Below are 19,041 nucleotides of genomic sequence, written 5' to 3'. Positions count from 1 at the left end.
CGAGGAGCAGGGCGGCGGCGAAGGCGGTGGCGGTACGGCGGGAAAGCACGGTGCGGGGGGGGGGCAGGCGGCTCTGAGGGTGCCGCCTTCGCCGGCATCGCCGAAGCTCTCAACGGCGCCCGAGGACTCACCGGATGAGATGACTTCTCAGTCCCAGTCCTGCAGCTGCCGGAGCAGGTCGGCGTCGCCCTCCACCCGCAGCGAGCCGGCCGGGATGCGCATGTACATGAGCAGGGCGATCTCGCTCGCCGTGCCGTGGACGGCGGCGGTTGGCTTGCTCTCGGCGGCCTCCGCCGCGGTGAGGCGGGTGGAACGGGAGCCGGCGGCGTCCACCGTCTGGCGCCAGGAGCCGGCCTCGGCCGCGTGGTAGTCCATGGTGGCGGGCTCGCCCGGCCACGGGACCGTGACGGTGCAGACGGTGGCGAGGAACTCCTCGATGGTGTCGACCGCCTCGGTCGTCGGCAGCTCCTGCGGGGTGCCGGAGGCCAGCTGGGCGTCGTAGGTGTGGATCAGCGACTCCGGGACGCGGCGGCGGGCCACGGCGGCCACCGTGTGCGGCGAGGCCAGCGGCTCCCACCAGGCCCAGCAGCCCTGGTCCGGGCCTGCCTCGCGCAGAGCGGCCAGCAACTGCTCCGTCGAGTCGGCCAGCCAGGCGATGAGGGCCTCGCGCTCCCTGGGCGCCGCCAGCCCGTCCTTGCTCGGCCGCTCGTCGCCCGGCGCGGTGTTCAGCACGATGTAGGCCCAGAAGCGGTCGCCCTCACTGAGGTGGTTCGCCAGGTCGTACAGCGTCCAGCCCGGGCAGGACGGGACGTCGGCGTCGAGGCTGGGGGCGGCGGAGACGGCGGCGCGGAACGCGGCGGACCGCTCGTCGATCATCCGCAGCAGGGTGGAGAAGTGGAGATGCTCAGTCACGCAGACCTTCTACCACCCGGGCCGGGACTCTCGCACCCGATTAGTCAGGCAACTGAGAAGGCGTCTCGTCCTCAGTAGGTGAACGGCATCGAGTAGCCGGTCACGGTTGGACTGGTCGCGTCCGGTGCCTTGCCTCCGGCGCTCTTCGTGCTCACGTGGACGTCGTAGGAGGATCCCGGAGTGAGTGCCATGTCGATGAGAGCTCTGTACTCCGTGGGCTTCGAACCCACCGTGATGCCCGGCCGGGACCACGGCTTCTCGGTCGGATACAGGTAGACGTTGCCCGGCTTCGACGACAGCCACAGGTAGACGTCGACCCGGGGCGCGGCGGACGAGCTGACATAGGCCAGCATGTAGACCTTGTCGCCGTCCCGCTGCCAGCAGACGCGCTGCTTGACCCCCGGGGCGTCGGAGTCGTGAAGAGTACTGCAGGCCGGTGGCGGCAGTGATCGCGTCGCGGCGGAGGCGCCCGCCGGCGGAGCCGCCGCCGGGGAGCCTGAGCCGGATCGCCAGACGGTCAGGGCCACTACCGCGACGATCGCGACGACACTCGCGAACAGGCCGCCCAGCCATCGGCCCGAGTGGTGGATGTTGATCTGGTCGCGCACCTGCTGGTCACGCTGATCGAACGATCCCACTTCGACGTTCCCAACGGGTCGATCAGAACAAGGACTGGGCGGTGTGGATCGCGTTGGTCAGCGCCGTGGTGAGCGACACCGCCGTCCCGATGCCCGAGACGAGGTCGCGGGCGCGGGAGAGCCGGCTGGTGATCGCGGGTGCGTCGGGAGTCGGCTGCTGCGCTGTCCGGGCGGCCTGCCGCACCTCGTGCTGCACGTCCTCGGCGACCTCTTCCGAGATGTGGCCCGCGCTCTGGGCCTGCTGGATCTCCGCGAGGAGCGCGGTGAGGACCCCGGCCAGATCGGCCGCATCACCGCCAGGTCCGCCGCCGAGGTGGATGCCACCGCTGATGCGGGCGCCACGCGCGATGTTGACCTGGCCTCCGGACACCTGCTGGTTCTTCTGGTTGAACGCCACTGAGGCCCCCACGCGAACTGCGGATCGAGGTCGGTGGTGGCGATCGTGCGGACACGATCACTACCGGGAGGGTGGATTCTAACGATCCGTCAGCGGAGGTGTCCATTTCCCGGCGCGCCGCGTCGAGGCCGCCTTCTCCGGTGCCGATCGGGCGAGTTGGCGGCTGGCGGTGGTCAGCCGGGGAGTGGTGCGTAGGGGCCCGGGTAGGGCTGGGCGGCCAGTTCGAGTTGGGCGCGGCGGGCGCTCTCGACCTCCAGTTCGTAGGTGACCCTGGCCAGCTGCTCCCGAGTCCGCTCCATCTCTCGTACCAACTGGGCGTTTCGGTCGGCGAGTTCGGCAATGGTCTGCTCGGCCGCTGCCAGCCGGTCGGCTCTTGGCCGGCGGGTGCGGGCATGTCGGGCCGGTGTCCGCCCGGGTGCGGGTGCGGCCGGTTCGCCGGTGGGTGGGGGTGGCTTGCGGACGATGCCCCGGCGTTCCTCCTCTGCCGAGACGGCCAGGCGGAGGTTGGCGCGGCTGAGGGGGAATCGTTGGTCGAAGGTGGCCAGCAGGGCGTGCGCGAGCGGGTCGCGGGAGGCGGCACGCCAGCAGACGAACAGCTGGGCGACGGAGGGGGTGTCCCGGTCGGCCGCCGCGTCGAGGACGGCCTGCGCGTCGGCGGGAACGGCGGGCAGCGGGACGAGCAGCTCCGCGGCCTCGGCGGGCGAGCGGTTCCCGGCCACCCAGACCAGCAGCTCGGTGTGCAGTTCGGACAGTCCGGGCACGTGCAGGCGGTGGAGCAGCAGCTTGAGCTCCGGGGTGCTCAGCTGCCGTGCGCCGAGGAGGAGCAGGCGCGAGGCCGTCCCCGGCAGTGGGAGGTCGAGCAGTTCGGCGAACCGGAGGGCCTCGCCCGGTCGGCGGCACTGGAGGAACTCGATCAGCAGCTCGGCGCCGTGTGCCTGGAGCCGCCGCTCGTCGAAGCGCTGGACCAGCTCGACCACGTCCGGGGTGGTCCGGGAGTGGGCGGCGTAGCCCTTGGCCTCCGCCAGGCGCCGCTCCCGCTGGTCGAAGTCCGGTGCGGAGAGCAGGTCGACCAGGGTGGCGGTGTCGCCGAAGCGGATCAGCTGGGCGAAGGTCTCGTCGGCGAGCCACCCCAGGCCGGCCCTCGGCAGCCAGGAGAGGTACTCGGCGGCGCTCTGCGCCTGGTGGTGCTGCACCATGCGCGCCGTCAGCTCCCGCACGTAGGCGCGCCAGTTGGCGTCCTCGAGCTGCCGTGCCAGCGCGACCAGATGCGCCGGGGAGCGCTGCTGGACGGCGGTGTCCAGGCAGTGCAGCACGGTGCTGGTCAGCCCGTGGTCCCGGCCCAGGCCGATCAGCAGGGCCGCCACCTCGGCCGGCTCCCGGACGACCACCGCGGCGGCGGCCACGGTGTCCGCGGGCTCGGGGGCCAGCCCCCGGGCGTGCAGGTGGGCCACCAGCTCGGCGATCTCCTGCCAGGTGTGGTGTTCGACGAAGGTGCCGACCACGGTGGCGGTGAATGAGTCCAGCCGGCGGGCGGTGAACGCGTCGATCAGATCGGCGACTTCGGGCACCCCGCGGCCGATGATGGCGGCCGGGAGCGCCACCTCGGCGTGCTGTGGCGTACCCGCCTCGTGCAGGGCGACGAAGAGCGTCACCGCGTCGGGCACCGGCCGGTGGCGGCCCGCCGCCCGGAGCAGTTCGGTGACCACCGGCCGGTGCTTGTCGTCCGCCCCGGCGACGAACCCGACCAACTCGCCGACCGGGGCGCTGTCCATGCCGGAGAGCAGGGAGCCGAAGGTGGCAGGCTCCTGGACGGTCCGTCTCGACTCGGTCTGCCAGTACAGGTGTTGGCACTGCTCCATGACACTCACGAACCAGGCCCGCTCCCGCACCAGTTCGTCGCGCAGGCCTTCGACCTCCCGCCGGAGCCGGTCACGTTCGTCCTCCACCTCCTGGTACTCGGCCAGGCGGGCGGCCAACTGCTCGGCGTGGGCGATCCTCTCCTCGGTGCGCCGGTCCTTGAGGCGGCGGAGCCTGGACTCGACCCGCTCCAGCGCCACCTCACGCTCGCGCAACTGGGTGACCAGGTCTGCCTGCTGCTGCTGGCAGTCGGCCAGCTCGGCGCGCAGTTCGTTGAGTTGGGCCTCGTCCAACTGTTCGGGGCGGCCGCCGTGCAGGGCCTGCTCGTACAGGCGCAGTAAGTCGGCCCGCTCGGCCTCCCCGACCAGGCGGCCCGAGGCGGCGAGATCCTCGAACAGGTCGGTGAGGAACTTCTGCGCCGGCAGACGCTGCCCCTTGATGTACCGCTGGACGGCGGTGCCGCTGAGGTGACGCCGGTGCCCGTAGGCCCGGACGCTCAGGCCGAGTTCTTTGAAGAGGGGGTACAGCCGGGCGGCGAACTCCAGCCGGACGGCGAGTCGGTGCACGGGACGTCCGGCGGGCAGGTCGCCGGGAGGTGTGTCGGGCATGCACCGATTTTGACGCCTGTGCACCTGCTCGGCCGCTGTTACCGGCGGATTGTCAACAGCGGAACCGACCGGAGCTGGGCCGTTGCCGCCGAGGTGTCAACACCGCTGGGGACGGGCGCCGTTCGATCGGACCGTTGCCGACTCCGGTGGCAACGGGCAACCCCTGCCGCCTGGGTGCGCGGCCGGTGCAGGGTGGGATCCGGGCGGCAGGCCGCCCGTACGACCGGGTGAGCAGAGCTGCCCGCCCTGCCCCGAGGAGTGCCCAGTGACTCGAACGACCTCTGTTCTGCTCGCCGCCGCCGTGGTGGTGATCCTCGCACTGCTGACCGCGGCAGTGGCCGGGAAGCTGGCCCGGCTGCAGGGCGCCGACTACCCGGCGGCCCTGAGCCGGGCGGCGGCCGCCTTCGCCGCGGCCCTGACCCTGTCCACCGTGCTGGCGACCTGCCTGGCCGGCCTGCTCGGCAGCGGGGCGTAGCGGAGGATCAGGCCGGGCGGCGGGCCAGCCAGGCCGAGCGGTGGGCTCGGACGGTGAGGTCGGTGCGGCGGAGCACGCTGTCCGGGCCGACGGGGTCGGTCAGACGGGCGAGGGTGGCGAGGTCCTCGTCGCTCAGCCGGTCGGCGAGGGCGGTGCTCAGGCGCCGCAGGCGGCCGTGGGCGTAGCGGGCGGTGGCGGCAGGGGCCGGTGCGTCGAGGCGGACGGTGAACTCCCGCTCGGCGGCGAGGGCGAAGCCGGCCTCGGTGAGCAGGGTGCCCCAGTCGGCGCCCATGTGGGGGAGCTCGTCGGCGTGACGGCGGGCCAGTGCCGCGTCGCAGCGCTCCTCCAGGCCAGGAGTGCCGAAACCGAGGTCGGCGGGGAGGAAGTGCGGGAAGCCCGTCAGTTCGACCACGGCCAGCAGGCCGCCGGGCCGCAGCACCGCGTACGCCTGGCGGAGGGCGGCGGGCGGGTCGGTCAGGTGGTGCAGCGAGGCGGAGGCCCAGGCGAGATCGGCGGGGGCGGTCGGCGGCCAGGCCTGGTCGAGGTCCGCCTCGACGGTGGTGACCCGGCCGGCCAGTCCGCGCTGCTCCGCCTTGCCGCGCAGGTGCTCCAGCAGTGCGGGCGAACTGTCGAGGGCGGTGACCTCGGCGGCGGGGAAGCGGCCGAGCAGGCCGAAGCTGCCGGTACCGGTCCCGGCACCCAGGTCGAGCACCTGGCGGACGGGCTGCCCGCCGGTGTGCTCGGCGACCCAGGTGGTCAGCTCGGCGTAGTGCTCGTGCAGCACCTCGGCGTCCAGGTCGAGCAGGTCGGCGAGTTCGGCCTGGGTCTGGTCCGAGCCGTGGTCGTGGCTGTGACCGTGACCGTGGCTGTGCTGATGGTGGCCGGAGTGGGCGGAGTGGGCGGTGGTGGGGTGAGCCGTCATGCCTCGACCGTACGACGGCCTTGCGCCGATCGCATAGCATCTTGCGTATGAAGCAAGAGAGCGGCGATCTCGACACCCTCGTCCGCAAGCGGATCAGGGGCCTGCGGGTGGCCATGGGCCTCTCGCTGGACGATCTGGCGGTCCGGTGCTTCCTGAGCCCGTCCACCCTGAGCCGGATCGAGACCGGCCACCGGCGGATCGGCCTGGACCAGCTCACCGCCATCGCCCGGGCGCTCGACACCACCCTCGACCAGCTGGTGGAGTCGGCCGACGACAGCGATGTGGTGATCCGGCCCCGGCACGACGCGGCGCGCGGGATCACCCGCTGGACCCTCAAGCACGACCCCGCCGTCACCGTGGCCCAGATCCGGCTCACCCGGCCGGCCCCGACCGGTACCGACCGGCTCAAGGTCCACCCCGGGCAGGACTGGTTCACCGTGCTGTCGGGCACGGTCGAACTCGTCCTCGGGGACCGCCGGATCATGGTGGAGGCCGGGCAGGCCGCCGAGTTCTCCACCATGATCCCGCACGCCTTCGGCGCGCACGGCGGCCCGGCCGAGATCCTGGCGATCCTGGACCACGAAGGCGGGCGGACCCACCTGCGCCTGCCGGACTGAGCCGGTCACGGCGTCAGCAGCGCGTCCTGCTCGGTGAGCGGGGCGCCGCCGTGCCAGGGCAGCACCTTGCCGAACTGGACCAGCTCGCCGTACTGCCCCGGGTCGACTGAGCCGGCCAGGACGAGGTCGAGCACGGCCCGCGCCGCGACGGCGGGCGTCTGGGCCTCGTAGCCGGTGAACCAGCCGCGCGAGGCCCGGGTGTCCACCATGCCGGGGCAGACGGCGGCGAGCAGCGTGCCCTCGGCAAGGTCCCGCTCGCGGCGCTCGGCCGCCACCGCGCGGACGGCCGCGACCTGCGCCACCTTGGACGGGATGTTGATCCAGCGGGGCCAGCCTGCCGCCTCGGCCGTCCCGGCGTGCACCGCCGCGCGCCAGGATTCGACCGCCGCCTCGACCTGCTCGAGCGAGGCTCCGTCGAAGACCGGCTGCAGGTGCGGTGGCAGGAACCCGAGCGCGCCCAGGCCGCTGGCCACCACCAGCAGGCGCCCGCCCGGGCGCAGCACGGGGGCGAAGGAGCGGAGCACCGCGTGGGTGGCGCCGTTGGCGACGTCGATGAACGCGTCCGCCTGTGCGGCCTGGGAGACCTCCTTGGCGAGCGGGGCGATCGCGTTCGACAGCACGAGGTCCACCCCGCCGTGCCGCTCGGCCAGTTCGGCCGCGAGGGCGGCGATACCGGCGCCGTCCGACACGTCGAGCACCCGGCCCTCGACCCGGGCCCGGGTCTGCGGCGCCCCCGCCACCTCGGCAGCGGCCTCGGTCACCCGTCCGGCGTGACGGCCGGTCAGCAGCACCAGGTCGTCCACGCCGAGCCGGGCCGCCAGCCCCTCGGCGAGCGCGCGGCCGAGGCCCTGGTTGGCGCCGGTCACCAGCGCGATCCGGCCGTTGTGGCGCGGGGTCGAAGTGTGGTTGCTGTCAGGGGAGTTGTGAGCTGTGTTCATGTCCTCAACGGTAGGAGCGGGCGAGCCATGCGTCCAACGAGAGTTCGGCACATGTGGTATGCGTATCCGTCATGGACTTCACCGAGGTGTCGCTGACCGCTCTGCGGGTGCTGCGGGCGGTGGCCGACCGTGGCTCCTTCACGGCGGCCGCAAGCGAGTTGGGGTACACGCAGTCGGCGGTCTCCCGGCAGATCGCCGCCGTGGAGCGGCTGGCCGGGACGGAGCTGGTGGAGCGGCGGCGCGACGGCGCGCGGCTCACCGCCGCCGGTCAGTTGGTGCTGCGCCGGGCCACCGTGGTGCTGGACGAGATCGACGCGACGGCCCGGGAGCTGGCCGGCCTCCCGGCGGAGGCCGGGACGGTACGGCTCGGCTGGTTCCCGAGCGCGGGCGCCGCGCTGGTGCCCCGGGCCCTGACGGCGCTGCGCCGCAGCGAACCCGCGCTGACCGTCACCACCCGGGAGGGCAGCACGACCGCCCTGGTCCGGGCGCTGCGCGCGGGGCGGGTGGACCTCGCTCTGGTGGCCTCGGCGCCGCCGTACCGGCCGCTCGACGCCCAGGCGCCCCCGCTGGTGGTGCGGACCCTGGTCGAGCACGGCCTCTGCCTGGCGATCCCGGCCGGGCACCCGCTGGCCCGGGGTGCGTACGTGGACGTGGCCGAGCTGGCCGGGCAGCGGTGGATCGCCGGGCCGAGCGGGGGAGACGACGCGCTGATGGGGGTGTGGCCCGGCCTGGACGGGCGGCCGGTGATCGCGCACACGGCGCGGGACTGGCTGGCGAAGCTCCAGCTGGTGGCGGCCGGTCTGGGGGTGACCACGGTGCCGGTGGCGCTGGCGGCGGCGCTGCCGGAGGGTGTGCGGATGCTGCCGGTACGGGGCGGGCCGCAGGAACGGCGTCGGCTGGTGCTGGCCCGGCTGCCGGGGCCGGTGAGCGAGCCGGTCGCCCGGGTGGCGCGGGCGGTACGGGCGACGGCGGTCGGGCTGGAGGAGGCGGCGTACGGCTGACGGCCGCCGGGGTCGGACGGCCGCGAACGAACCGATGACGGCTATCGGCCAACGGTGGACGGCTGACCGATGACCGCTGACGGCGAGCGGATGACGGATGACCGCTGACAGTCGGTGAAATCTGTCAGCGGTCATCGCGTAGTAGCTATCAGGCAGTGGTCATCGCGCGGACGTCATCGGTCAGCGCGACGGCCTCACTTCTCCGCGTCCGGGTCCTCCGCGGTGGGGTCGACTGGCAGGTCCCGAGTCCGGGCCGGCCGCTCCTCCTCGTCCCGCTTGCGCCCGTTCTGCTTGACCATGGCGGCACGGACCTGGCCCCCGGACTGCGAGGAGCGGCCGGCGGCGGTGGAGCCGGCCTTCCCGGAGCCGGCCCGGCCGGAGGCGGCGGCGGTCGCCGATCCGACGGAGGCCGGCCCGCGCGCGGTTCCGGCCTGGCCGGCGGCCGCGCGGGTGAGGCTGCCCGGGTCGGCGGTGACGCCCGGCGAGAGCCGGCCGGTGTCGGAGGAGCTCCCGGGGGCGCCGGACTGGCCCGGCTGCAGGGTGCCGACGGGCTGGACGACCGTCGGATCCCCGCCCGAGGAGACGTCGGCGCCGTCGACCTGCGGGTGGAAGCTGTCGATGCCCGTGTGGTCGACCGAGGAGCCGCCGCCGGTGCTGTCCGGTGCCGAGAGGCTGCCCTTGATCAGCCGCGGGGAGGTGGCCGAGGGAGACGGCTCCGCCAGCAGCTTGCTCATCATCTGGGTGTGCGAGTCCTCGTTGGCGGCGAGGTTCTTGCCGACCTGGTCCATGCCGTCGGCGGTGCCGTGGAGCGAGCTGAGCAGGCGCTTGACGACCTCGGTGCCCACGGTGGTGGCGATCTGCTCCGCCGCCTCGGTGACCACCTTGCCGATGATCTCGTTGGGCTGGCCGATGTCCATGGTGTCGAAGATCTGCTTGAAGGCGCTGCCGCTGGAGTCCACGTCGTCGGCGTGGCCGCGCAGTTCCAGGGCGCAGGAGGCGAGTTGGCCGAGGTCCACGCCGAAGCCCTGGCCGACCGAGCCGGCGGAGCCGCCGCCGAGGCTGCCCAGGACGGTCTTGGCGGCGGTCTCGACCAGGTCGCCGATGGGCTGGGCCAGCGCGTGGCCGATCTCGGTGACGGCCGACTCCAGCACCTGCGAGACGATCTGCTTGCCCGCCGCGAGGATCGCGGGGGTGGTCCACGGCGCGGTCACCGCGGCGGTGGCCAGACTTCCGCTGGTGACGGTGAGTTGGGCGATCGCCCCGCCCTTGCACATCTCGACCACCAGGGCCGCCGCGCTCAGTGCGTTGGCGGTGATCCCGCAGGCCTCCACCACCAGCCCGGAGAACTTCGACACGGCGCCCCAGGCCTGGGTCAACTGGTCGGCGGAGGCCCCGTGGTAGACCTCCCCGAGCTTGCTCACCGCCTTGTCGGCGGCCATCTGGGTGGAGTCGATCGCCGAGGCGAGCTTGCGCAGCTCGTCGGCGAAGCGGTTGAGCTCGTCCTCGTTGACATCCGGCCACTCGACCCCCAGGAGGCCGAGGACGGGCTGGAGTTCGGGCGGCAGTTCCAGAGCCATGTGTCCCCCGGTTACTGATCGGTAGGTGCAGTGGGCGAGTTGTGACGATACGCGTTCAAGTTGGTGCCGAGAAGGGGTTGGCGACCCCTGAAAAGGTGCGGTGGCGCCGGTGCGTTCGTGTCCGTACGGCTGTCGGCCGCTGCCGTCAGCCGGCCGGCTGGGGTGAGCGGAGCAGCTCGGGTGAGCGGAGCAGTTCGGCGGCGCAGACCAGGGCTCCGGCCACGCCGGAGCCGCCGGTCACCAGCGCGAGCAGGATCCACAGGACCACATCGGTCACCGAGTGGCCGGCGACCTCGCCGGTGTCCGGGTCGAGCCAGATCTGCAGGTGCCTGCCGTCGTAGTCGGCGCCGGGTGAGTCCCGGCGCTTGCTGCGCGCGTCCCCCTGGTACGTCCAGTGGTAGACGCAGGAGTCCAGTTCGGTGAGCCCGGAGTCGCCGTCGCCGTGCTGGGCATCCACCCGGCAGTCGCTCAAGGTGGCCGTGACGGGCACCCGGGTGTGCTGCCAGCCCTCGACGGTGGCGTACGCCTCGTCGGCCGCTGCCGCGCCGGCGCAGAGCAGGCCGGTCAGCACCAGGGTGACGGCCACCCGGGGGAAGTACTCCTCGCTCTCCCAGCCGCCCAGCGAGCAGAAGAAAGCGACGCCCAGCGCGGCCAGTCCGCCGAGCAGCAGCGGCGCCACCGGCAGGGCGAGCCCCGGAGATCCGGCGGACCAGCACGCCAGCGCGCAGGAGACGCCCCCGGCCAGTGCGAGCAGCACGGCGAGCCTGCGCCAGGCGAGGTCGGTGGTCGTCATCGCGGCTCCCCCTCCCGTGGCTCCCGGTCCGCACGCCAACACGCTCGGTGGCGGGGGTCCGGTTCCCGAGGGATGACGGATTCGCGGCGTGTTCGCCGTCGGGCATGCCGGTCCTCCTCTCGGGGTCCTTGCGCCGGTGCCTCGCCACTCATGCTGCTGCTGGAGAAGCGCCCGCGCCCAGGTCATGGACCGGCCATATCTGGCCGGTCCGCCCGTGAGGCCTCTGACCTGCCCGTTTCCGCCACTCGTCGCGAGGCGGCCGGTGCCGGTCGGTCAGGTCAGTGGCACAGCAGCTCCGCCAGGTGGTCGGCGAAGCGGACGATCGCCGTCAGCTGTTCGCCGCCGCGGGCGACCCGGAATCCGTGCTGCCGGCCCCAGAAGGCGGCCTGGACGGCATGGAGCTGGGCCCAGCGCCGCACCCGTTCGCGCTCCAGTTCGGCGGCTTCGGCGAAGACGTCGACGGCGCGGTGGACGGCCCGCCGCAGATCGGGGGCGCCGATCAGGGCGAGGGCGCGGGACTTGAGCAGGGTGCCGCCGTCGTAGGCCGGGTCGCCGACGTAGCCCTTGGGGTCGACGGCCAGCCAGGGCTCGCGGTCGGCGCGCAGGATGTTCCGCCCGTGGAGGTCGCCGTGGACCAGCAGGTCCGGCTGGCGGCGGCCCAGTTCGCGGACGGTCGCCAGGGCGGCGTCGACCACCGGGGCCGGCAGGGGGTGCGCGAGCTCGGCGGCGTCGGTCCGCAGCTGGGTCTCCCAGGCGTCCGCCTGGTCGCTGAGCCGGGGCAGGTGCGGGAGGCCGGGCGGTGCCGGGACTGCCAGGCGGCGCCCGAGCTGCCCGGCGACCGCCACCACCTGGTCGCCGTCGGCGAGTTCCGCGAGCGTACTGGTGTGGGCGCGTTCGAGCAGCAGCGCGAAGCGCTCGTCGTCCCGCTCGTACAGCCGGACGGCACCCTCGCCCGCCCACACCGCGAAGGCGTCCGGTTCGTGGACGTTGCCCGGGTGCGGGTACGACACCTTCAGTACGGCGGCGCGCCCGTCCGGCTGCCGCACCGGGAGGATCAGGCCGACCCCGCCGTGGGTGACCGGGCCGTCCGGTGCGCACCCCCAGCGTTCCAGCAGTTCTTGGACGAGGCCGGGCAGCCGGTCGATCCACTCCGCGCCCGGAGCTCCCTCGCGGTCGACGGTGGTCCGGCGGAAGGTGTCAGGAATCATGCGGGCACGCTACGACAGCCCCGGCGCCCCCGGGCCCGTTCCGGCGCGGCTCGTGCGGAGCCTCGGCGGCGCGGTGCCGAACACGCAGTCCCCGCAGGTGCCGCCGGCGGGCAGCCGGTAGAAGAGGCAGCAGGTGGAGCGGCGCAGGCGCTGCGGGGCGGTCGGCGGGGAGAACTCGTCGGGCGCCAGGGTGCCGGTGCCGAGCAGGGGCGGGGCCGCGAGCAGACCCTGGGTCAGTTCGAGGGCCAGGGCGGCGGACGCGGGGTCGGCCGGGGCGATCCGGGTGTGCAGGATCTGCAGCGAACCGGCCAGCGCGGAGGCGGCGTTGCCCCAGAGCAGCCGCGGGGCGACGGGGGTGATCCCGTGCAGGGCGGCGTGCAGCGGGGTCAGGTGCTCGGTGACCAGGGTGCGGTGGACGGCGGCGGCCAGTGGTTCGGCGGTGGCGGCCGACGGGGCGGGGAGCCAGAGCTCGAGCGGACCGTCGGCCGGCCAGCGGTGGAGCAGGACGTCCGGGCCGAGCGCCGGGAGGGCGCGGCCGAGGGTGGCCGTGGCGAGCACGACCGAGCAGAGCCGGGCCGCCAGCCCGAGGTGCAGCACCGAGGCGGCCACCCGGGTCTCCGCCGTGCGCAGCTGCCGGGCGGCGGCCGCGACCCGCTCGGCGAGCGCGCCCTCGGGCCGGTAGAGGTCCAGCAGCGGCGCGAACCCGGCGGGTGGCGTGCCCTGGCCGAGGGAGAAGTACGGCCCCACCGCGTCGACCTGACGCAGGATCTCGGGCAGGCTCGGCGTGCTGATGGCGGTCTCCCCGGTCGGTGGCGGGCGCGGTCCGGCCCGGGGAGCACCGTACCCGGCGCGGGAGCGGCGGCGCGTGCGAGGGCGCGCGGAGTGGGTGCGCGCTCCTGCCGATGGGTAGTTCGGTGACAGACTGTGATAACTGGTTGTACCGGGCCGCCCACGCAGGGTGGTGGAACGCAGAACAGCCGTGAGTACAGAACAGGCAGCACGATGACGAAGGCAATCTCCGCCGAGATCGAGATCGAAGCCCCGACCGCCGAGGTCTGGGAGGCCCTGGCGGACTTGGCGTCCTACCCGAGTTGGAACCCCTTCATCCGCGAGGCCCATGGCCGGGTGGCCGTCGGCGAGACCCTCACCCTCAAGATGCACCCCACCGGCGGCCGCCCGATGACCTTCCGCCCCAAGGTCCTCGCCGCCGACCCCGGCGTCGAACTCCGCTGGCTGGGCCGCCTGGTGCTCCCGGGCCTGTTCGACGGCGAGCACGGCTTCCGCCTCCACCCCACCGGCACGGGAGGCACCCACCTGGTCCAGTCGGAGAACTTCTCCGGCGCACTCGTACCGGTCACCGGCCGCGTGATCGACCGTACCCGCGGCGACTTCACCGCGCTCAACGAAGCCCTGAAGAAGCACGTCGAGAACCGGTGAACCGGCCCCGGCGCATTGGCCGGATCCGGCCGTTGTCCCCGGCTGAGCGACCTGTGACACTGACCCGGCCGTACGCGGGCGGCCGGGGAGTGGGGGGGACATGCTGGAATGGACACGTGAGAAGCTGGACCGCCGGGATGCCGGGGACATCGGCGGCTCGTTCGAGCCGTACCGGGAGTTGCTCGCGGCCCTCGACCGCTACGCGAAGGCAGCGCCCCGCGACCCGGACGACCAGGCCCTGGCGGCGCTGCTGCGGGTGATCATCGGTCACGCGCGCAACCAGCTGGAGCGCCACCCTGCCGAGGCGCGCAACCTCGCGGTGCGGGCGGTGCACGACGCGGCGCAGGCCGAACTGGAGCGCCTGCTGAGGACGGCCGTGGAGCGAGCGGCCCAGCGGCTGTCGGCCGCACCCGGCTACCACGCTGCCGAGTCGGTGCTGTTCGCCACCGACGACTACCGGCGGGAGTTCGACGGGCACGCCCACGCTGGACAGGTTGCCGCTCGCCGGCAGGAGGCACTGAACTACAAGTTCGAGACCTTCCAGTACGTCAACACGGCTTCGACGGGCGAGCACAACGTGTCCGCGGACCGCCACTACCTGACCAGGACCCGCATGGTCGTACCGGCCAAGGTGAACTGCGCCCTGTGCACCGCCGCCGGGGTGGCGACAAGCCTGACCGGCAGGCTGGTGTCCACGGACGCCCTTGTCCGGCACCTGTACCCGAACCCGGACGAGGTGCTGAGCGGCGACGCCGACCGGGCACTCGTCGCGGACGGACTGGACTACGCGAAGGTCTATCAGCACCCGGAGTCCTTCAACCGCATCGGGCGCACGCTGACGGGCGGGATGGCCGACGTGTCGAGCACCTCGCTGGTCAACTCGCAGGCCGCCGAGGGCATGCGACGGGCGTTGCAGCGCCTCGGCGTCCCGGCCCTCGGCGAGCGGTCGGCCACGATGACCGCGGCCGAGGCCAAGCGGGTGATGACGCAGTCCGAGTACGAGGGCTGCGTCTTCGCCGTCCTGCTGGTGTCGGCGGGGCACTGGAACGCCGCGCGACGGACGGCGAGCGGTCTGCGCTTCATCGACTACCAGACCGACCACGTCGGCTGGGACGGGGCCCGGAGCGGGCCGAACCCGCAGAAGGGGATGGACCCTGCTCCCGCCCGGCGGGACCTGGGGGACGAGGAGACGGTCAGCTTCACCGCCTTCCGCTGCTGACGGACGCGCCGCCCCGGCCCGCCGGATCGCAGCACACCCGTGCACGTCACTGGTCGGGGCAGCCCGAGCGGGAGGAGGATGGGGGGACGGTAGCGGAGGAGGCGGGATGGCGGGTGCGGCGGGTGCGGTGATCGAGCTCAGCGGGGTCACCAAGCGGTACGGCCGGACGGTGGGTGTGGACGGTCTGGACGTCACGGTGCGGGCGGGCGAGGTGTTCGGGTTCCTCGGGCCGAACGGGGCGGGGAAGACCACCACGATCCGCTGCCTGGTGGGGCTGCTGAGCCCGACCGCGGGGCAGGTCCGGGTGCTGGGGCTCGACCCGGTGGCGGACCACCGGCGGCTCGCGCCTTCGCTCGGGTACCTCCCCGGTGAGCTGCGGCTCTACCCGGAGCTGACCGGGCGCCAGACGCTGCGGCTGCTCGGCGATCTGCAGGGGGCGCCCTCGCCCCGGCGGGAGAGCCTGTGCGAGCGGCTCGGCCTGCGGCCGGCGGATCTGGACCGGCCGGTGCGGGAGTACTCCCGGGGGATGAAGCAGAAGCTCGGGCTGGTGCAGGCGCTGCAGCACGATCCGGAGCTGGTGGTGCTGGACGAGCCGACCGAGGGGCTCGACCCGCTGGTGCAGGAGACCTTCTACCAGCTGCTGACCGAGGCGACCGCGGCCGGGCGTACGGTGCTGCTCTCCAGCCACGTCCTGCCCGAGGTGCAGCGCAGCTGCGAGCGGGTGGCGATCATCCGCGCGGGCAAGCTGGTGACGGTCCAGACGGTCGCCGCCCTGCGGGAGGCCCGGGCCCGAAGGGTCCGGCTGAGCTTCGCCGACGGCCTGGGCGCCCGCCCGCTGGGCGCGGCACAGGCGTGGTCGCCGCGCTGGCAGGGTGACCAGGTGGTGCTGCTCGTCCCGCCGGACGAGGTGGTGGCGGCCCTGCGGGGGCTGTTGACGCTCCCGGTGGCGGACGTGGTGGTGGAGGAGGCCGGCCTGGACGAGGCCTTCCTCGACCTCTACCGGGCGGAGGAAGCAGTGGAGGAGGTGGCGGACGGGGCTCCGCCGGCCGGCGGAGCGGAGGAGGCGTCGTGAGGAGCAGGTTCCCGCTGCTGTGGCTGGCGTTGCACCGGCGGCGCCGGATGCTGGTGGCGCTGCTGATCGGGATGGTCCTGTTCGAGGTGGTGATCGTGGCGGTGGCCACGGCGGTGCCGCCCGCGCAGATCTTCGCCGGGGGCGGGCGGACGCCGCCGGGGGCGTTCAAGGCGTTCAGCGGGTCGACCGGGGACGTGTCGATCGCCAGTTACCCCGGCCTGCTCGGGGCGGGGCTGGTGCACCCGTTCTGGATCGCGCTGCAGCTGACGGCCGTGGCCTCCCTCGCGGCGGCCGCCGTGGCGGCCGACGTCGAGCAGGGCACCATCGAACTGCTCGTCACCAGGCCGGTGACCCGCAACCGCCTGCTCGCCGAGCGGACGGCGGCGGTGCTGCTGGTCTCCCTCGCGCTCAACGCCGCCGCGACGGCCGTGGTCGCGATCGGGGTGGCCGCCTCGGCCCGGCTGCACGAGGCCGTCCCGCTGACCGGGGTGCTGGCCGCCGGGGTGCTCGGCTTCGCCTTCACCCTGGGGCTGACCGGCCCGGCGCTGGCGGTGTCGGCGGTCGGGCGGCGACGGGCCCAGGTGGTGGGGGTGACGATCGGCCTCGGCGCGGTCGGCTTCGCCGTCAACTTCGCCGCGCTGGCCTGGTCGAAGGCGGCCCCGCTGCGGTACGCCAGCCCGTTCCACTACTACACCCCGGGCGACGCGCTGGCCCACGGTACGGTGCCCTGGGCGTCCTTCGCGGTACTGGCCGGCCTCGGCCTGGCGGGGATCGCGGTGGCCTTCCGGCTGCTGGGCCGGAGGGACTTGGCGCCCTGACACGCCAACAGGTCACGGGAATACCGGCGGCGCCTGGTGCACTGTGATCACCATGGCAACTCTCGGACTCATCGGCAGTGGAAACATCGGCGGCACCCTGGCCCGGCTCGCGGTGGCGGCCGGGATCGACGTGGTGCTCAGCAACTCGCGCGGGCCGGAGACCCTCGCGGAGCTGGTCGCGGAGCTCGGCCCCCGGGCCCGGGCGGCGACGCCCGAGGAGGCGGCCCGCGCGGGTGACTGGGTGGTGGTGACCGTGCCGCTCAAGGCGTACGCACAGGCCCCGGCCGCCGCGCTCGCGGGCAAGACCGTGCTCGACACCACCAACTACTACCCCCAGCGGGACGGGCAGATCGCCCGGCTCGACTCGGGGGAGGCGACCAGCAGCGAGCTGGTGCAGGAGCACCTGGCGGGCGCCCGGGTGGTGAAGGCGTTCAACAACATCTTCTTCGGCCACCTGGCCGCGCTGGCCCGCCCGGCCGGCTCACCGGACCGTACGGCGCTCCCGATCGCGGGGGACGACCAGACCGGCAAGGCCGAGGCCGTGGCGCTGCTCGACGCGCTCGGCTACGACGCCGTGGACGCGGGCCCGCTGGCCGACAGCTGGCGCTTCCAGCCGGACACCCCGGCCTACGGCCTGCCGTACCTGAAGGACCCGGCCGACGCCGTCAACTTCGCCGCGGACCCTGGCCACCCGGCCCCGGCGGAGAAGATCCGCGCCGCGCTGGCCGCCGCGCAGCGCTGACCTCCGAAGCCGGGCCGGGGGCAGACCGCCCCCGGCCCGGCTTCGGGACTACATCGGGGCGAGCTGCGCCACCCGGACGTTGTTGCCCGACGGGTCCTGGAAGGCGAAGTCGCGGCCGTAGGGCATGTCGGTCAGCGGCTGGGTGAACTCGATACCACGGGCGCCGAGTTCGGCGTACTCGGTGTCGATGTCCTCGGTGGTGAGGAAAATCGTGCCGGTGGCGCCCTTGGCGGTGAGCTCGCGCAGCTGGGCGCCCGTGTCGGCGTCGAGGACCGGCTCGCCGGGGATGGCCATCAGGACGATCGCCACGTCCTCCTGGCCGGCCGGGCCGACGGTGAGCCAGCGGAAGTCACCCATCTCGGGCATCGTGACGTCCGAGCGGACCTCCAGGCCGACCTTCTTGGTGTAGAAGTCCAGCGCCTCCTGCTGGTCGAGGACCCACAGCTGAGCGGTGGCGATCTTCATCATGCTGCACTCCGGAGAGATGTGTCGGTCGGTGAGGTGATGCACGTTCAAACGTGGTGCACGTACCGACGTGACGCGCGTTCGAACGTGATGCGCTCTCAAGCTATGCGGCCCCACTGACAACGGGGCCCGGCAGAGGGAGCCCGGTGGGCCGTCCGGGGCACTTGCGGCGGCGCCGGGTGGAGGCCGGGCCCCGGGGCGGGCAGGCTTGGGGCAAGATCCCGAGCGAGCGGAGCAGCCGGTTTGGAGAGCGTGGCGCAGTCACAGGGCCCGGAGCCGCAGGCGGTGCTGGGGCTGCCCACCCGGGCCGCCGTCTTCCTGGTGCTCGCGGTGGAGCCGGGCGGCCACCCGGCCGTCCGGGAGCTGCTGACGGAGCTCGACGGGCTGGTCCGCTCGGTCGGCTTCCGGCACCCCGACGGGCGGCTGAGCTGCGTCGCGGGCATCGGCTCGGCCGCCTGGGACGGCCTGTACGGCGGGCCGCGCCCGGCCGAGCTGCACCCCTTCGCCGAGCTGCGCGGCCCCCGGCACCTGGCCCCGGCCACCCCGGGCGACGTGATCCTGCACATCCGGGCCGAGCGGATGGACCTCTGCTTCGAGCTGGCCACCCTCTGCACCCGCCGCCTGGCCGGGTCGGCCCGGGTGGTGGACGAGACCCACGGCTTCACCTACTTCGACCAGCGCGACCTGCTCGGTTTCGTGGACGGCACCGAGAACCCCGGCGGCCGCCGCGCCGCACTGGCCGCGCACGTCGGCGCGGAGGACGGCCCGTTCAGCGGCGGCAGCTACCTGATCGTGCAGAAGTACCTGCACGACCTGGGGAGTTGGGACACGCTGAACACCGAGCAGCAGGAGCGGGTGATCGGCCGTACCAAGCTGTCCGACGTGGAGCTGGGGGAGCAGGCCGCCGACTCGCACGTGGCCGTCAACCAGGTGCAGGGCGCGGACGGCGAGGAGCAGCAGATCCTGCGGGCCAACATGCCTTTCGGCACCGTCGGCCGGGGCGAGTACGGCACCTACTTCGCGGGCTACTGCCGCACCCCGGCGGTGACCGAGGAGATGCTGCGCCGGATGTTCCTCGGTACACCCGAGGCCGCGCACGACCGCATCCTCGACTTCTCCACCGCCGTCACCGGCTCGCTGTTCTTCGTGCCCAGCGCGGACTTCCTGGCCGACCCGCCGCCCGCCCCCGAAACACCCGCACCGGAGCAGCGCCCCCGCCCCACCGTCACCCCGGCCGACGTGGCCCGGGTCCACCGCACCGCCAACGGATCACTGGGCATCGGCGGCCTCAAACCGGACCACCACCGCCCCGCCCGGGTGAGAGCGACCTGATCCGAGAGAGAGG

Annotated in this window: 20 protein-coding genes; 9 read left to right on the top strand and 11 right to left on the bottom strand. The window is 73.6% G+C overall.

All coding sequences use genetic code 11. From position 1 onward, the window contains the following. Positions 1–147: 147 nt before the first annotated feature. The 4 genes from ABT095_RS36600 to ABT095_RS36585 form a co-directional block, all read right to left on the bottom strand. Positions 148–912 (bottom strand): maleylpyruvate isomerase family mycothiol-dependent enzyme, encoded by a 765-nt coding sequence (locus ABT095_RS36600; protein WP_350533934.1) that lies wholly within the window; start codon positions 910–912, stop codon positions 148–150. Positions 913–983: 71 nt separating this feature from the next. Beyond that, a complete protein-coding gene (locus ABT095_RS36595) occupies positions 984–1,550 on the bottom strand; it encodes a hypothetical protein (protein WP_350533933.1) in 567 nt (188 codons plus the stop codon). Between the two features lie 22 nt (positions 1,551–1,572). Continuing rightward, complete coding sequence (locus ABT095_RS36590; RefSeq protein WP_350533932.1) at positions 1,573–1,947, bottom strand: hypothetical protein; 375 nt, start codon at positions 1,945–1,947, stop codon at positions 1,573–1,575. Between the two features lie 173 nt (positions 1,948–2,120). After that, positions 2,121–4,412: a hypothetical protein gene (locus ABT095_RS36585; RefSeq protein ID WP_350533931.1), complete on the bottom strand. Its 2,292-nt coding sequence runs from the start codon at positions 4,410–4,412 to the stop codon at positions 2,121–2,123. 265 nt (positions 4,413–4,677) lie between these two features. Between ABT095_RS36585 and ABT095_RS36580 the strand changes: the two genes are divergently transcribed. Continuing rightward, a complete protein-coding gene (locus ABT095_RS36580; protein WP_350533930.1) occupies positions 4,678–4,887 on the top strand; it encodes a hypothetical protein in 210 nt (69 codons plus the stop codon). Positions 4,888–4,894: 7 nt separating this feature from the next. Here the strand turns inward: ABT095_RS36580 and ABT095_RS36575 are convergent, their stop codons facing one another. Continuing rightward, positions 4,895–5,809 carry a class I SAM-dependent methyltransferase gene (locus ABT095_RS36575; protein ID WP_350533929.1) on the bottom strand — a complete coding sequence of 305 codons (915 nt, stop codon included), beginning with the start codon at positions 5,807–5,809 and terminating at the stop codon, positions 4,895–4,897. A 47-nt stretch (positions 5,810–5,856) separates the two neighbouring features. Here ABT095_RS36575 and ABT095_RS36570 point away from each other — a divergent pair, with 47 nt between their 5' ends. Next, complete coding sequence (locus tag ABT095_RS36570; RefSeq protein ID WP_350533928.1) at positions 5,857–6,426, top strand: helix-turn-helix domain-containing protein; 570 nt, start codon at positions 5,857–5,859, stop codon at positions 6,424–6,426. Positions 6,427–6,431: 5 nt separating this feature from the next. Here the strand turns inward: ABT095_RS36570 and ABT095_RS36565 are convergent, their stop codons facing one another. After that, entirely contained in the window at positions 6,432–7,364 is a 933-nt protein-coding gene (locus tag ABT095_RS36565) for an SDR family NAD(P)-dependent oxidoreductase (RefSeq protein ID WP_350533927.1), read from the bottom strand. A 71-nt stretch (positions 7,365–7,435) separates the two neighbouring features. Here ABT095_RS36565 and ABT095_RS36560 point away from each other — a divergent pair, with 71 nt between their 5' ends. Beyond that, positions 7,436–8,365 (top strand): LysR family transcriptional regulator, encoded by a 930-nt coding sequence (locus tag ABT095_RS36560; protein ID WP_350533926.1) that lies wholly within the window; start codon positions 7,436–7,438, stop codon positions 8,363–8,365. Positions 8,366–8,559: 194 nt separating this feature from the next. Here ABT095_RS36560 and ABT095_RS36555 read toward each other — a convergent pair whose 3' ends face one another. The 4 genes from ABT095_RS36555 to ABT095_RS36540 all read right to left on the bottom strand — a co-directional run bounded on the left by ABT095_RS36555 (position 8,560) and on the right by ABT095_RS36540 (position 12,690). Then, positions 8,560–9,942, bottom strand: coding sequence for a WXG100-like domain-containing protein (locus ABT095_RS36555; RefSeq protein WP_350533925.1), 1,383 nt, complete (start codon positions 9,940–9,942; stop codon positions 8,560–8,562). 145 nt (positions 9,943–10,087) lie between these two features. Further along, a complete protein-coding gene (locus ABT095_RS36550; protein WP_350533924.1) occupies positions 10,088–10,735 on the bottom strand; it encodes a hypothetical protein in 648 nt (215 codons plus the stop codon). A gap of 278 nt (positions 10,736–11,013) precedes the next feature. Further along, positions 11,014–11,943, bottom strand: coding sequence for an aminoglycoside phosphotransferase family protein (locus ABT095_RS36545; RefSeq protein ID WP_350533923.1), 930 nt, complete (start codon positions 11,941–11,943; stop codon positions 11,014–11,016). 9 nt (positions 11,944–11,952) lie between these two features. Beyond that, a complete protein-coding gene (locus tag ABT095_RS36540; RefSeq protein ID WP_350533922.1) occupies positions 11,953–12,690 on the bottom strand; it encodes a (2Fe-2S)-binding protein in 738 nt (245 codons plus the stop codon). Between the two features lie 255 nt (positions 12,691–12,945). Here ABT095_RS36540 and ABT095_RS36535 point away from each other — a divergent pair, with 255 nt between their 5' ends. The 5 genes from ABT095_RS36535 (at position 12,946) to ABT095_RS36515 (ending at position 17,231) form a co-directional block, all read left to right on the top strand. Further along, positions 12,946–13,380, top strand: a complete 435-nt coding sequence (locus ABT095_RS36535) for an SRPBCC family protein (protein ID WP_350533921.1) — start codon at positions 12,946–12,948, stop codon at positions 13,378–13,380. A 100-nt stretch (positions 13,381–13,480) separates the two neighbouring features. Further along, the gene (locus ABT095_RS36530) at positions 13,481–14,599 is read left to right on the top strand and encodes a hypothetical protein (protein WP_350533920.1); all 1,119 of its coding nucleotides are present in this window, start codon (positions 13,481–13,483) and stop codon (positions 14,597–14,599) included. A gap of 106 nt (positions 14,600–14,705) precedes the next feature. Next, entirely contained in the window at positions 14,706–15,671 is a 966-nt protein-coding gene (locus tag ABT095_RS36525; protein ID WP_350533919.1) for an ABC transporter ATP-binding protein, read from the top strand. After that, positions 15,668–16,489, top strand: a complete 822-nt coding sequence (locus ABT095_RS36520; protein ID WP_350533918.1) for an ABC transporter permease subunit — start codon at positions 15,668–15,670, stop codon at positions 16,487–16,489. Before ABT095_RS36525 ends, ABT095_RS36520 begins: the two co-directional genes overlap by 4 nt. Before the next feature lie 52 nt (positions 16,490–16,541). Beyond that, entirely contained in the window at positions 16,542–17,231 is a 690-nt protein-coding gene (locus tag ABT095_RS36515) for an NADPH-dependent F420 reductase (protein WP_350533917.1), read from the top strand. Positions 17,232–17,279: 48 nt separating this feature from the next. Here the strand turns inward: ABT095_RS36515 and ABT095_RS36510 are convergent, their stop codons facing one another. Then, on the bottom strand, positions 17,280–17,699 hold the full coding sequence (locus ABT095_RS36510) for a VOC family protein (RefSeq protein ID WP_350533916.1): 420 nt from the start codon (positions 17,697–17,699) through the stop codon (positions 17,280–17,282). Positions 17,700–17,948: 249 nt separating this feature from the next. On the opposite strand from ABT095_RS36510, the gene ABT095_RS36505 reads away from it, so the two are divergent. After that, a complete protein-coding gene (locus ABT095_RS36505) occupies positions 17,949–19,028 on the top strand; it encodes a Dyp-type peroxidase (RefSeq protein ID WP_350533915.1) in 1,080 nt (359 codons plus the stop codon). Positions 19,029–19,041: the final 13 nt, after the last annotated feature.

This window comes from Kitasatospora sp. NPDC002227 (genome assembly GCF_040296285.1).
Taxonomy (GTDB): Bacteria; Actinomycetota; Actinomycetes; order Streptomycetales; family Streptomycetaceae; genus Kitasatospora.
This window is presented reverse-complemented; position numbering and strand designations above follow the sequence as displayed.

Bases quoted from the DNA above. Each gene is read 5' to 3' on its own strand.
- ABT095_RS36585 (WP_350533931.1), bottom strand. From the start codon at position 4,412: ATGCCCGACACACCTCCCGGCGACCTGCCCGCCGGACGTCCCGTGCAC.
- ABT095_RS36525 (WP_350533919.1), top strand. From the start codon at position 14,706: ATGGCGGGTGCGGCGGGTGCGGTGATCGAGCTCAGCGGGGTCACCAAG.
- ABT095_RS36550 (WP_350533924.1), bottom strand. From the start codon at position 10,735: ATGACGACCACCGACCTCGCCTGGCGCAGGCTCGCCGTGCTGCTCGCA.
- ABT095_RS36555 (WP_350533925.1), bottom strand. From the start codon at position 9,942: ATGGCTCTGGAACTGCCGCCCGAACTCCAGCCCGTCCTCGGCCTCCTG.
- ABT095_RS36565 (WP_350533927.1), bottom strand. From the start codon at position 7,364: ATGAACACAGCTCACAACTCCCCTGACAGCAACCACACTTCGACCCCG.
- ABT095_RS36545 (WP_350533923.1), bottom strand. From the start codon at position 11,943: ATGATTCCTGACACCTTCCGCCGGACCACCGTCGACCGCGAGGGAGCT.
- ABT095_RS36530 (WP_350533920.1), top strand. From the start codon at position 13,481: ATGCTGGAATGGACACGTGAGAAGCTGGACCGCCGGGATGCCGGGGAC.
- ABT095_RS36515 (WP_350533917.1), top strand. From the start codon at position 16,542: ATGGCAACTCTCGGACTCATCGGCAGTGGAAACATCGGCGGCACCCTG.
- ABT095_RS36510 (WP_350533916.1), bottom strand. From the start codon at position 17,699: ATGATGAAGATCGCCACCGCTCAGCTGTGGGTCCTCGACCAGCAGGAG.
- ABT095_RS36535 (WP_350533921.1), top strand. From the start codon at position 12,946: ATGACGAAGGCAATCTCCGCCGAGATCGAGATCGAAGCCCCGACCGCC.
- ABT095_RS36575 (WP_350533929.1), bottom strand. From the start codon at position 5,809: ATGACGGCTCACCCCACCACCGCCCACTCCGCCCACTCCGGCCACCAT.
- ABT095_RS36560 (WP_350533926.1), top strand. From the start codon at position 7,436: ATGGACTTCACCGAGGTGTCGCTGACCGCTCTGCGGGTGCTGCGGGCG.
- ABT095_RS36570 (WP_350533928.1), top strand. From the start codon at position 5,857: ATGAAGCAAGAGAGCGGCGATCTCGACACCCTCGTCCGCAAGCGGATC.